Annotated in this window: 10 protein-coding genes; 6 read left to right on the top strand and 4 right to left on the bottom strand. The window is 66.5% G+C overall.

Annotation, left to right across the window (positions count from 1 at the left end):
* The first annotated feature begins 89 nt into the window (after positions 1 to 89).
* A complete protein-coding gene (gene fadD1 / locus PA6_RS02555; protein WP_021699306.1) occupies positions 90 to 1,781 on the top strand; it encodes a long-chain-fatty-acid--CoA ligase FadD1 in 1,692 nt (563 codons plus the stop codon).
* 58 nt (positions 1,782 to 1,839) lie between these two features.
* Here fadD1 and PA6_RS02550 read toward each other — a convergent pair whose 3' ends face one another.
* From PA6_RS02550 to PA6_RS02540, 3 genes are all read right to left on the bottom strand, one after another.
* The gene (locus PA6_RS02550) at positions 1,840 to 2,244 is read right to left on the bottom strand and encodes an acyl-CoA thioesterase (RefSeq protein WP_021699305.1); all 405 of its coding nucleotides are present in this window, start codon (positions 2,242 to 2,244) and stop codon (positions 1,840 to 1,842) included.
* A 111-nt stretch (positions 2,245 to 2,355) separates the two neighbouring features.
* Positions 2,356 to 3,819: a methyl-accepting chemotaxis protein gene (locus PA6_RS24730; protein ID WP_021699304.1), complete on the bottom strand. Its 1,464-nt coding sequence runs from the start codon at positions 3,817 to 3,819 to the stop codon at positions 2,356 to 2,358.
* A gap of 127 nt (positions 3,820 to 3,946) precedes the next feature.
* Positions 3,947 to 4,825 (bottom strand): DMT family transporter, encoded by an 879-nt coding sequence (locus PA6_RS02540; protein WP_021699303.1) that lies wholly within the window; start codon positions 4,823 to 4,825, stop codon positions 3,947 to 3,949.
* Positions 4,826 to 4,899: 74 nt separating this feature from the next.
* Here PA6_RS02540 and PA6_RS02535 point away from each other — a divergent pair, with 74 nt between their 5' ends.
* From PA6_RS02535 to PA6_RS02515, 5 genes are all read left to right on the top strand, one after another.
* Positions 4,900 to 5,400, top strand: coding sequence for a MarR family winged helix-turn-helix transcriptional regulator (locus PA6_RS02535; RefSeq protein ID WP_021699302.1), 501 nt, complete (start codon positions 4,900 to 4,902; stop codon positions 5,398 to 5,400).
* A 73-nt stretch (positions 5,401 to 5,473) separates the two neighbouring features.
* The gene (gene hrpA / locus PA6_RS02530; protein ID WP_021699301.1) at positions 5,474 to 9,553 is read left to right on the top strand and encodes an ATP-dependent RNA helicase HrpA; all 4,080 of its coding nucleotides are present in this window, start codon (positions 5,474 to 5,476) and stop codon (positions 9,551 to 9,553) included.
* An 85-nt stretch (positions 9,554 to 9,638) separates the two neighbouring features.
* Positions 9,639 to 10,736: a GGDEF domain-containing protein gene (locus PA6_RS02525; protein ID WP_021699300.1), complete on the top strand. Its 1,098-nt coding sequence runs from the start codon at positions 9,639 to 9,641 to the stop codon at positions 10,734 to 10,736.
* Between the two features lie 83 nt (positions 10,737 to 10,819).
* On the top strand, positions 10,820 to 11,347 hold the full coding sequence (locus PA6_RS02520; protein ID WP_021699299.1) for a DUF3087 domain-containing protein: 528 nt from the start codon (positions 10,820 to 10,822) through the stop codon (positions 11,345 to 11,347).
* Positions 11,348 to 11,416: 69 nt separating this feature from the next.
* Entirely contained in the window at positions 11,417 to 12,193 is a 777-nt protein-coding gene (locus PA6_RS02515) for a substrate-binding periplasmic protein (protein ID WP_255209905.1), read from the top strand.
* Between the two features lie 8 nt (positions 12,194 to 12,201).
* Here PA6_RS02515 and PA6_RS02510 read toward each other — a convergent pair whose 3' ends face one another.
* Positions 12,202 to 12,411 carry a VF530 family protein gene (locus PA6_RS02510; RefSeq protein WP_021699297.1) on the bottom strand — a complete coding sequence of 70 codons (210 nt, stop codon included), beginning with the start codon at positions 12,409 to 12,411 and terminating at the stop codon, positions 12,202 to 12,204.
* Positions 12,412 to 13,133 lie beyond the last annotated feature (722 nt).

The following is a 13,133-nucleotide window of genomic DNA, read 5'->3' as shown; positions in this document are numbered from 1 at the left end:
GTCCCCACCTCGCGTCAAGGTCAATCATCACAACAAACAACCGCCATTACGCGCGGTGTAGACAAGCTGTTGCTCAGGAGTAGGCTTCCATGACCGATAACTTCTGGAAGGACAAATATCCTGTCGGAATCGCTGCCGAAATCGATGCCGACCAGTACCCCAATATCCAGGCCGTACTGAAAGAGTCCTGCCAACGTTTTGCCGATAAGCCTGCTTTCAGCAACATGGGCAAGACCCTGACCTACGGCGAGCTGTACGAGCTCTCCGGCGTCTTCGCCGCCTACCTGCAGAACCATACCGACCTCAAGGCCGGCGATCGCATCGCCGTGCAGTTGCCCAACGTCCTGCAATACCCCGTCGTGGTATTCGGTGCCCTGCGCGCCGGCATGATCGTGGTCAACACCAACCCGCTGTACACCGCTCGGGAGATGGAACACCAGTTCAACGACTCCGGTGCCAAGGCGCTGGTGTGCCTGGCCAACATGGCTCACCTGGCCGAGGAAGTGCTGCCCAAGACCGGCATCAAGCACGTCATCGTCACCGAAGTGGGTGACCTGCTGCCGCCGCTCAAGCGCCTGCTGGTCAACACCGTGGTCAAGCACGTGAAGAAGATGGTCCCGGCCTTCAACCTGCCGCAGGCCGTCAAGCTGACCAAGGCCCTGGCCCTGGGCCGTGGCAAGCCGGTCAGCGAAGCCAGCCCGAGCAATGGCGACATCGCCGTGCTGCAGTACACCGGCGGCACCACCGGCGTTGCCAAGGGCGCCATGCTGACCCACCGCAACCTGGTGGCCAACATGTTGCAGTCCAAGGCGCTGATGGGCTCCAACCTCGGTGAAGGCTGCGAGACCGTGATCTGTCCGCTGCCGCTCTATCACATCTACGCCTTCACCTTCCATTGCATGGCGATGATGCTGACCGGCAACCACAACATCCTCATCACCAACCCGCGCGACCTGCCGGGCACCGTGAAGGAACTGGGCAAGTGGAAGTTCACCGCCTTCGTCGGTCTCAACACCCTGTTCGTCGCCCTGTGCAACAACGAGGACTTCCGCCGTCTGGACCTGTCCAGCCTGAAGCTGACCCTGTCCGGTGGCATGGCTCTGCAACTGGCCACCGCCGAGCGCTGGAAGGAAGTCACTGGCTGCTCCATCTGTGAAGGTTACGGCATGACCGAAACCAGCCCGGTGGTGTCGGTCAACCCGTACCAGAACATCCAGGTTGGCACCATCGGCATTCCGGTGCCTTCTACCCTGTGCAAGGTCATCGATGACGAAGGCAACGATCTCGCCATGGGCGAGCGTGGCGAGCTGTGCGTCAAGGGTCCGCAGGTGATGAAGGGCTACTGGCAGCGCCAGGACGCCACCGACGAGATGCTCGATGCCAACGGCTGGCTGAAGACCGGCGACATCGCGGTGATCCAGGACGACGGCTACATGCGCATCGTCGACCGCAAGAAGGACATGATCCTGGTGTCCGGCTTCAACGTGTACCCGAACGAGCTGGAAGACGTGCTCGCCACCCTGCCGGGCGTGCTGCAGTGCGCCGCCATCGGCGTGCCGGACGAGAAGTCGGGCGAGGCGATCAAGGTCTTCATCGTGGTGCGCCCGGGCGAGAGCCTGACCAAGGAGCAGGTGATGGAGCACATGCGCTCCAACGTCACCGGCTACAAGGTGCCGCGTTTCGTCGAGTTCCGCGACAGCCTGCCGACCACCAACGTCGGCAAGATCCTGCGCCGCGAGCTGCGCGACCAGGAGCTGAAGAAGCTGGCCGCCACGGCCTGATCTTCTCCGCTATGAAAAAGCCCCGCCTAGGCGGGGCTTTTTCGTTTCTGCGGTTCTCTTATTCGGGCAGTAGCGCCTGGCGCAAGGCCTCGGGCAGGGCGGTCGGCTGCTTGCTCTCGGGGCAGATGCACACCTGGGTCATCGAGGCGCGGAAGGTCACCTCGCCCGAGGCCTGGCGGCCTTCCACGACGAAGCCGAACGAGGTGGTGCCGGGCGCTTCGCTACCTACCTCGATACTGATCACCTCGTCCCAGGTCATGGGCGAGAGGAATTCGATCGACAGCGCTCGCGCCGGCGGCAGGATGCCCATGGCGAAGACCTTGCGCAGGCCCTCGCCGTCGAGGCGATCAGAGAGAAAGTCGTGGATCGCCTCGATGACGAAGTAGGCGATGCGCGGCGTGTAGACGATCCCAGCGGGGTCGCAGTCGCCAAACAGAATGGTGCGGGTGGTAATGAAGGGCATGACGGCGCGCGCCTGGCTGAATCGCTGGGGGAGTGCGCCGATCATAACCCGACTGCCGATGGGGTGATCCGGCGGTCCGGCGCACGACAATGGCTCGCGCGCCGGGGCCTCTTACAGTCTGAGCTTGCGAATCGCCTTGCCCAGCTCTTCGGCCAGCCCCACCAGCTCACCGCTGGTGCTGGCCGAGGCCAGGGTCTGCTGCACGGTCTGCTCGGTGACGTCGCGGATGCCCACCACCGAGCGGGTCATCTCCTCGGCGACCTGGCTCTGCTGCTCGGCGGCCACGGCGATCTGCGTGTTGCTCTCGCGCATCAGCGCCACGGCGCGGGCGATATCGCCCAGGGCCGCGCCGGCGGCATTGGCCTCCTGCACGCAGTGGTCGGCCTTGATCGAGCTTTCCTGCATGAACTCCACGGCATCGCGGCTGGCCGCCTGCAGGGTGCCGATCATGCGGGTGATCTCGTCGGTGGAGTCCTGCACGCGCTTGGCCAGGTTGCGTACCTCGTCGGCCACCACGGCGAAGCCGCGGCCCATTTCACCGGCACGCGCCGCTTCGATGGCGGCGTTGAGCGCCAGCAGGTTGGTCTGTTCTGCAATGCCGTGGATGGTCTCGACCATGCCGCCGATGGTGCGGCTGTCGTCGGCCAGCTTCTGGATCATCTCGGCCGTCTGCTGCACGCCTTGCGACAGGTTGGCGATGGCCGAACCGGCGCGTGCCACCACCTGCTGGCCGACGCCGCTGAGGCGATCCGCCTCGGTGGACTGGTCGCGGGTATCGGCGGCGTGCTGGGCGATATGGTGCACGGTGGTGGACATTTCGTTGATCGCGGTGGCGGCCTGGTCGGTCTCGCTCTGCTGGCCGAGCATGCCGCTGCGTACCTGCTCCATGCTGCTGGCCAGGCGCCTTGCGCCTTCGTCGAGGCTGGCGGCGGCCTGGGCCACGGTGCCGACCACGCGCTGGTAGCCGGCCTGCATGGCGTTGAAGGCATTGGCCATCTGGCCCACCTCGTCGCCGCTGTTCAGTTCGGCGCGGGCGGACAGGTCGCCGCTGCGCTCCACGTGCAGCATCACGTCTTTCAACTGGTTCAGGTGGCTGAGGATGAAATGGATCAGCAGTTGCGAGGCCGCCAGCAGGAGCAGCATCAGCACGAAGACGCTAACCGCATAGGCACCGGCCCGGTCCTCGAACACCTGCCACAGGCTCGGCGCCTGCGCGGTCACTGCCACGCGCTGGCCGGCGACTTCCTGGACCCAGGCGCCGATCACCGGCGAGTCGCCCCACAGCGCGTCGTGTTCCAGCTCCGTCCAGCCGCGGGCAGACGACGACAAGCCCAGCGGCGGCTGGCCGCTGGCGGGGAAGGGCAGTAGTTGCGCGTCACGCGGCAGCGGCACGTCCGCCGGCCAGGCGTCCAGCAGTTGCGCGCGTGCCTGGGCAGCCTCGCGCGCGGCGTCGGCGCGACCGGCCTGTTCCTGCTGCATGGCGAACAACACCAGCAACAGCGTGGTGAAGAAGGCCACCAGGTTGACGGCCCAGAACTTGTATTTCAGGGAGAGATCGCGAATCCACGCATCCATGGCGAACTTCTTCATCGACTGATGGGATGGCACAAGGCCGCTATCATGCATGCGGCATTTCGTCCCCGCTTGATCCGGGTCAAGAGAGCCGCCGCTGCTCTTTATAGCGGTTGAGATTAGGCGATCTTTAGCGCGCCGGACGCAACGCTACCAAGGTCACGCCGACCGTGGTGCACAGGGCCGCCAGCAGCATGGAGGCCGAACCCTGCTCGCCGAGCAGGAAGATCGCCACCGCCGCGCCGGTAATCGCCGTGACCGAGCCGATCTGGCTCAGGTATACCGCGCCGGCCACCTTCTGCAGCACGAAGTAGAGCGCATACATGCCGGCGAATAGCGCCACCTCGGCGGCCAGCCACCAGGCCCCCGCGGCCTGCTCCCAGGCCGGGCGCAGCTCCACGCCGAACAGCCCCAGCGGCAACAGCAGCAGGGCGCCGGCCAGCAGCATGCCGGGCGCCAGTTGCAGCGGGCGCGCGCCTTCCGGCCAGTGGCGTGAGCGGTAGACGTTGCCGATGGCCAGGAACACCGGCATCACCAGCGTCGCCAGTACCCAGAGCAGCGGGCTGTCGCCGCTGCCGAGTTTGCCCAGGGCGAGGATCAGGCTGCCCGCCAGGCCGATCAGGATGCCGAGCAGGCGCAGGCGCTGCAGACCCTCCATGCGCAGCGCCAGGGCCAGCACGTAGGTCAGCAGCGGCGGGAAGGCCAGGCACAGCGAGGCGAAGCCGGCGCCGACATGGGGAATGGCGCTGAACAGCAGGGCGTTGGGCAGGCTGATGCTGACCAGCCCGGAGATCAGGTAGTAGCGCAGGTAAGGGCGACGCAGGCTGGGCGCCTCACCGCGGGCAAGCGCTAGCAGGCAGAGCAGGCCACCGGCGCCGAGCAGGCTCCACAGCAGCAGGGCCACCGGTGGCCAACCGCTGGCGGCGGCGAGTTTGGCGACATTGCCGATCAGGCCGAGCAGACCGCCCACGGCCAGCAGCAGGAACAGGGAAAGCCAGGGGCGCGACATGGCTGTCTCCTCGGGTTAGGATGGCTGCATTCTTGATGATAAGTATCTTGATGGCAAGATAAATGGAGCCAGCCATGCATGACCGCGCGCAAACCGCCGCCGACCAGTGGCGCCAGCAGCGTCCCGACCTCGATCCCGCGCCCATGGCCCTGCTGGGGCGCCTGAGCGAGCTGAGCCAGCTGATCAGCCGCGATCACCTGCTGCCGTTTTGCACCACCCATGGCCTGCAACCGGGCGAGTTCGACCTGCTGGCCACCCTGCGCCGTGCCGGCGAGCCCTATGCGCTGATGCCCACCGCACTGTACGAGGCGGCGATGATCTCCTCCGGCGGCATGACCAGCCGCATCGACCGCCTGGAGAAGGCCGGGCTGATCGAGCGGCGCAAGCACCCGAGCGACCGGCGCGGCGTGCTGGTGGCGCTGACCGACGCCGGCTTCGCCCTGATCGACGGGATTCTGGTCGAACATGTGGCCAACATGCGCCGCCTGCTGATAGGGCTGGATGAAGCCGAGCAAACCCAGCTGTTCGACCTGCTCGGCAAGCTGCTCGCCGGCCTGCCGCCAGCCGGGCGCTGAGCCGCGCGGTTTCACGCCGGGTCGCGCAATCTGCGACAATCGCCGCCCGCCCTCGCCAGACCGCCGCGTTGCAATGACCGACTTCCACACCTTGCAGAAGAACCTCGACCAGGCCATGCAGGCCGACCGCCACCGCCTGCGCCGCCAGCTGCACGAACTGCAGAAGCAGACGCCGCAGGACGAGGCCAAGCTGGCGCAGTGGCTGGAGCGCTTCCAGGCGTCCGTGGCCAAGGTCGAGGCGCGCCGGCAGAGCATCCCGGCGATCCGCTACGACGACGCCCTGCCGATCGCCGCCAAGCGCGACGAGATCAAGAAGGCGCTGCAGGAGCACCAGGTGCTGGTGATCGCCGGCGAGACCGGCTCGGGCAAGACCACCCAGCTGCCGAAAATCTGCCTGGAGCTGGGCCGTGGCGTGTACGGCCTGATCGGCCACACCCAGCCACGCCGCCTGGCCGCGCGCAGCGTGGCGACCCGCGTGGCCGAGGAGATCGGCACGCCGCTGGGCGAGCTGGTCGGCTACCAGGTGCGCTTCGAGGACCATTCCGGCGACGCCAGCCTGATCAAGTTGATGACCGACGGCATCCTGCTGGCCGAAACCCAGCACGACCGCTTCCTGGAAAAGTACGACACCATCATCGTCGACGAGGCCCATGAGCGCTCGCTGAACATCGACTTCCTGCTCGGCTACCTGAAGACCCTGTTGCCGCGCCGCCCCGACCTCAAGCTGATCATCACCTCGGCAACCATCGACCTGGAGCGCTTCAGCAAGCACTTCGGCGGGGCCGGCCTTCCGGATGCGCCGATCATCGAAGTCTCCGGGCGTACCTATCCGGTGGACACCTGGTACCGCCCGCTGGCCGCCGAGGTGGACGAGGAGGGCGAGAGCCTGCTCGACGACCTGACCGTCGACCAAGGCATCCTCGCCGCGCTGGACGAGATCGCTGCCCATGAGCGCGCTGAGGGCAAGCGCCCGGGCGACGTGCTGGTGTTCCTCCCCGGCGAGCGCGAGATTCGCGAGGCCGCCGAGGTGCTGCGCAAAGCCAACCTGCGCCTGACCGAGGTGCTGCCGCTGTACGCGCGGCTGACCCCGGCCGAGCAGCAGAAGATCTTCGCGCCGATGGGCGCGCGCAAGATCGTGCTGGCCACCAACGTCGCGGAAACCTCGTTGACCGTGCCGGGCATCCGTTATGTGATCGACTCGGGTACGGCCAGGATCAGCCGCTACAGCTACCGCGCCAAGGTGCAGCGCCTGCCCATCGAGGCCATTTCCCAGGCCAGCGCCAACCAGCGTAAGGGGCGCTGCGGCCGGGTCGAACCGGGCATCTGCATCCGCCTGTACAGCGAGGAGGACTTCCTCGCCCGCCCCGAATTCACCGATCCGGAAATCCTGCGTACCAACCTGGCGGCGGTGATCCTGCAGATGCTGCACCTGCGCCTGGGCAGCATCGAAGACTTCCCCTTTATCGAGCCGCCAGATGGCAAGGCCATCAGCGACGGCTTCAACCTGCTGCAGGAACTCTCGGCGGTCAACCGCGAGGGCCAGCTCACGCCGCTGGGGCGCCAACTGGCGCGCCTGCCCATCGACCCGCGCCTGGGGCGCATGGTGCTGGAGGCGGCCAAGCTCGGCAGCCTGGACGAGATCCTCATCGTTGCTTCGGCGCTGTCGGTGCAGGACCCACGCGAGCGGCCGATGGATCGCCAGCAGGCCGCCGACCAGGCGCATGCGCAGTGGAAGGACGTGGATTCCGACTTCGCTGCGCTGATCAACCTGTGGCGTGGCTTCGAGGAGAAACGCCAGGAGCTGGGCAGCAATCCCCTGCGCAACTGGTGCAAGAAGAATTTCCTCAACTACCTGCGTCTGCGCGAATGGCGCGATGCGCACCGCCAGCTGGTGCTTATTGCCCGCGAGCTGCAGCTGTCGGCGAGCCAATCGGAGAGTAGGCGTGGGAGCGGCCTTGGCCGCGATGTAAATTCTCCGGCAGCTGATCGCAGCCAAGGCCGCTCTCACAAAAGCGCGCCGCAGCCCACCAGCGATACCAAGGTCAATGTCATCGTCCGCGAGCAGGCCGAGGCCAGCGAGGCGGCGCAGCGCGCCAAGAGCTACGCCGCGGTGCACAAGGCGATCCTGTCCGGCCTGCTCAGCCAGATCGGCCAGAAGAGCGAGGACGGCGACTACCTCGGCGCGCGCCAGCGGCGCTTCTGGATTCACCCCTCGTCGGTGATCGGGCGCAAGAAGCCGGCCTGGGTGATGACCGCCGAACTGGTGGAAACCACCAAGCTGTTCGCCCGCATGGTCGCCAAGATCGAGCCGGACTGGATCGAGCCGCTGGCCGGCCACCTGATCAAGAAGAACCACTTCGAGCCGCACTGGGAGAAGCGCCGTGGCCAGGTGGTGGCCTTTGAGCAGGTCACCCTGTACGGGCTGATCGTGGTCGGTCGCCGCCCGGTGCATTTCGGCCCGGTCGATCCGGTCGCCTCGCGCGAGCTGTTCATCCGTGAAGGCCTGGTGCGCGGCGAGATCAACAGCCGCGCCAGGTGCCTTACGGCCAACCGCGAGCTGCTGGAGCGCCTCGACGAGCTGGAAGCCAAGGCCCGCCGCCGCGACATCCTGGCCGACGAGGAAACCCTCTACGCCTACTACGAGGCGCGCATCCCGGCGGAGATCCACCAGGCCGCGACCTTCGAGCACTGGTACAAGAGCGAGGGCGCGAAGCACCCGCAGCTGCTGATCATGCGCGAGGAAGACGTGCTGGCGCGCGATGCCAAGGAGGTCACCGCCGCCCAGTACCCGGATATTCTCCAGCTCGGTGAGCTGCAACTGCCGCTGACCTACCACTTCGAGCCCAACCATCCGCGTGACGGCGTGACCCTGCGCGTGCCGGCGCCGCTGCTGCCGCAACTGCCGGCGGATCGCCTGGAGTGGCTGGTGCCGGGCCTGATCGAGGCCAAGGCCATCGCCCTGGTGCGCGGCCTGCCCAAGGCGCTGCGCAAGAACTTCGTGCCGGTGCCGGACTTCGTCGGCGCGGCCCTGTCGAAGATCGCCTTCGGCCAGGGCTCGCTGCCCGAGTCGCTCGGTCGCGAGCTGACCCGCATGACCGGTGCACGCGTGCCCGAAGAGGCCTGGGATGAGTCGGCGCAGCAGCTGGAACACCACCTGAAGATGAACATCGAGGTGGTCGATGCGCGCGGCAAGTTCCTTGGTGAAGGCCGCGACCTGGCCGAGCTGTGCGCGCGCTTCGCCGAAGCCAGCCAGGCCGCCTTGGCCATCCCGCAGCAGAAGCAGGAACAGAAGCCGGTCGAGGCCAAGGCCTTCGCCCAGGTCGCCGAGAAGACCCAGCAGAAGATCGCCGGCCTCTCCATGACCGTGTTCCCGGCCCTGGTGGAAGAGGGTGGGGTGGTCAAGGAAGGGCGCTTCCCGACCCAGGCCGAGGCCGACTTCCAGCACCGCCGCGCACTGCAGAAACTGTTGCTGCAACAACTGGCCGAACCGGCCAAGTACCTGCGCGGCAAGCTGCCGGGGCTTACCGAGCTGGGCCTGCTGTACCGCGAAATGGGCCGCCCCGAGGCGCTGGTCGAGGACATCCTGCTGGCCAGCCTCGATGCCTGCGTGCTCGACGGAGAAACGACCCTGCCGCGCGACGGAGCAGCGCTGGCCGCCCTGGCCGAGAAAAAGCGCGGCGACTGGACCGGCCACGCCGAGCGCATCGCCAGGCTGGTGCTGGACATCCTCAAGCTGACCCACGGCTTGCAGAAGCGCTTCAAGGGCAAGATCGACCTGGCCCAGGCCATGGCCCTCAACGACATCAAGCAGCAGCTGGCCAACCTGGTCTACCCCAGCTTCGTGCGCGAGACGCCCGGCGAGTGGCTGAAGGAGATCCCGCGCTACCTCAAGGCCATCGAACAGCGCCTGGACAAGGTCGGCAGCCAAGTGCAGCGCGACCGCGTGTGGACCGGCGAGCTGACGGCCGCCTGGCAGCAGTTCCAGGCGCGTGCCGCCAAGCATGCCCAGGAAGGCAAACGCGATCCCGAGCTGGTGCTGTATCGCTGGATGCTGGAGGAGTACCGGGTATCGCTGTTCGCTCAGCAACTGGGCACGAAAATGGCAGTATCCGACAAGCGCCTGGCCAAGCAGTGGAGTCAGGTAGAGGCTTGATGGCATTCTGAGCTCATGTCGGCGGCGCCACTGCCGACATAAGTGAGCCGCTGCAGTGCGGCATGCACTGGACAGGAGCGCCCAGGTGACCTTGATCCACAGGCTGACACGGACGCTGGACCCGTTGCACGGCTTGCCGAGCGCGACGCGCCAGGATTTTGCCTGCTGGTATCGCCAGATCAAGCTGCCACAGGTACGCCAGCTCGCCTTCCTGACCATGGCGCTGTACCTGGTCTACGCACTGATCGAGCAGAACGTGGCGCAGGATCAGCTCGGCCTGCGGCTGCTCGCGCATGGCCTGCTGGTGCCGCTGGCGCTGCTCGCCGTGGGCGTGCTGAGCTACTTCGAGGCCTGGCACCGCTGGATGCTGGCCATCCTCTGCGTGGCGTCGGTGGGCTCGGTGGCCGCCAACCTGGCGTTCAACTACGGCAAGCCGGATTTCGCCTACTTCGTACCGGAGATCTACCTCAACCTGATGTGGACCTTCACCGTGTCCGGCCTGACCTTGCGCCAGGCCACGCTGACCGCATCGGCCTCGACCCTGGTGCTGCTCCTGGTCACCCTGCCGGATGCCCTGCAACCGGGTGTGCAGCGCCTGCACTGCATCTGGGTGCTGGCATCGCTGTCGTTCGGCGCGTTGTGCGCCTTCATGCTCGAGAAAGCCTACAAGACCATGTTCCTGCACCAGAGCCGGCTGGCCCTGAGCGCCAGCCTCGACGGGCTTACCGGGCTGTGGAACCGCGCGCGCATCGACCAGCTGTTCGTCGAGGAGTTCGCCCGTGCGCGCCGGTACGGCACACCGTTCTCGGTGATCCTGCTGGATATCGACCACTTCAAGCACGTCAACGATGACCACGGCCACACGGTGGGCGACAGCGTGCTGCGCCAGTTCGCCGCGCTGCTGCGCGACAACGTGCGCAGTGTCGACAAGGTCGGCCGCCTGGGTGGCGAGGAGTTCCTCATCATCCTGCCGGAGATCGATGCATCCCAGGCCCAGGCCGCCGCGCGCACCCTGCAGGAGCGCATCCGCCAGTTCGACTTCGACACCGTGGTGCGCAAGACCGCCAGCTTCGGCGTTACCCATTACCACGGCGACGAGAACCCGCAGAGCATGCTCGACCGTGCCGACCGCGCGTTGTACCGGGCCAAGGCCAACGGCCGCGACCGCATCGAAGTGTTGTGAAGCGCTTTGTCACCCACCGGGGCTCGACCCTCGCCGGGCGTTCAGGCAAGGTGGCGCTCCCTCGCCATTCACCCAGGTAGACCATGTTCGAAATCCAGTCCATGAGCCCCGAGCTCTACCGCCAGCAGACCCGCCGCAGCACCTTCGTGGTCATCGCCATCTTCCTGGTGCTGGCCATGCTCTGCGCCACCGCCAGCACCCAGCTGTTCGGCGGTCCGCCCGGTGACAACTTCAAGTGGAACCTGCTCGGCGTACTCAGCGGCCTGGCCCTGACCGTGGCCGTGGTGCGCCAGCAGCTCTGGCATCGCCCGTTCATGGCCGCCGCCGCCTACGGCTGGGCGCTCAAGCGCAGCCTGATGCGTGTCACCAACGTCATGCACCACGTCAGGGCTGGCGTGGCCGCCGGTGACGAGACGGCCATGAAGCTGCTGCGCTTCTACCACTTGGGGGTGGCTCAGATGCACCAGCTCGATGGCAACAGCAGCGAGCTGAGCCAGATGACCCGCGAGATCGACGCGCACCGCGAGGCCATGGAGCAGCGCGGCCTGGACACCGAGCAGAAACGCCTCGACCTGGCCTGGCTGGAGGCGGTGAAGCGCCACAAAGCTTGAGTCGAGCGAGCTTTACCGGCGCAGGGGCTTTCTCTTAGAGTCGGCTGCAGTCACTTCGCGAGCACTTCGATGCCCCTTATGCGTTTGCTCCTGCGCCTCCTGATTGGCGCATCGCTGCTCGCTCCCGGCCTGGCCGGCGCCGCCTGCGTGGTATCGCTGCGCTGGGACAACGACCCGCCCTACAGCATGCAGCTGGCCGATGGCGCCATCGGCGGCATCTCCGTCGACAGCGCCCGCACTGTGCTGCATGAGCTGGGTTGTGAGGTCCATCTGGTTCGCCTGCCCTGGGCCAGGGCGCTGCGCGAACTGGAGCAAGGGCGCCTGGATGTGCTCACCGGTACTTTCCGCAAGCCCGAGCGCGAGGTCTATGCGTACTTTTCCGGTGTCATCGAAGAGCCCGCGCGCAACATCCTGTTCATGAGCCGGCAGGCGGCCGCGCGCTGGCCGGTCACCGAACTGCTGCAGCTGCGCGACACGCCATTCCGCCTGGGCGCACAGATCGATGTGTCCTACGGGCCCGGCTACCAGGTACTGCTCCAGGAGCCTGCCTTCCATGAGCGCATGGAGTTCAGCGCGAACCGCGCCAGCCTCTGGCGCATGCTGGGCAAGGGCCGCCTCGATGGTGTGATCGCCGACGAGCACACCGGCCAGCAGGAGCTGGTGGCGCTGGGCCTGAGCGAACTGATCCGGGCGACGCCGGTGGTGGTGTCCAGCGAGGGGGCGGAGGTCGCTTTCAGCAAGAAGAGCGTGTCTGCCGAGTTCGTCCAGCGCTATGCCGATGCCCTGCGCCGACAGATCGCCGAGGGCCACTATGCGCGTATTCGGGCGCGCTACCTGCAGCGCTGAGCGCGTCGCTAGCGGGCGATGTCCTTGATATAGAGCGCTTCCACCTTTTCCCGCGCCCAGGGCGTTTTGCGCAGGAACTTGAGGCTGGATTCGATGCTGGGGTCGTGGGTGAAGCAGCGGATGGCGATGAGCTGGCCGAGGCGCTCCCAGCCGTGTTTGTCGACCAGGGCCTGGAGGATGGCTTTCAGGGTCAGGCCATGGAGAGGGTCGTTGCTCATCGTTTTTTTGCTCAGGGCTGGCGGGGGAGTTGGAGCGGGGCACTGTAACTCCCCTCTCCCGTTTACGGGAGAGGGGCGGGGCGGCCCGCGTAGGGGAGAGGGGCTCTGGTTTCGTGCCGCTGCTGATTCTCGCGTTGCTTGATGCTTCAGTTCCGCCCTGCTGGGCGGGTTCCTTTTGGCAGTCGCCCCAAAAGGAACCAAAAGGGCTTGCCCCGCCATCCGGCCCTACGCTTTGCTCCGGGTTCGTTCACTCCATCGTCACTCCGAGGGTCGGCTTACAAGGGCCGTCCCTGGCCCTTTAAGCCTTTCGCCGCATCCATGCGGCTCACCCCTCTACGCAACGATTCCGCTCACCCTCCTGAAGGGGCGTTTGGAGCTGCCTGACAGTCATGTGTCTTCTCCAGCTCCCACGCTCTGCGTGGGAGCTAATCCCGTACGCTCCTCGTCACAGAGCTGCCGGCCCGTACAAAACAACGAATGGACGCGGGGCATGGGAACGATCAATGCGCGCAGCGCCAGTAAAAGCCATCAGGCAACTCGGAGCCCGAACCCCGTCAGGAGGCCGAGTGGAGGGGTTGCGCAGGGGGACGAGCCGCAGGTATGCGGCGAGAGGCTTAAAGGGCCAAGGATGGCCCTTGTAAGCCGGCCCCCGGAGCAGCACCGGAGCGAGGGAAGTCTGGCCGCAGGCCAGACCCGGATGCCGGGCGCGCTTTCTCTTTGGT

This window comes from Aquipseudomonas alcaligenes NBRC 14159 (assembly GCF_000467105.1).
In the GTDB taxonomy this organism is placed as follows: Bacteria; Pseudomonadota; Gammaproteobacteria; order Pseudomonadales; family Pseudomonadaceae; genus Aquipseudomonas; species Aquipseudomonas alcaligenes.
This window is presented reverse-complemented; position numbering and strand designations above follow the sequence as displayed.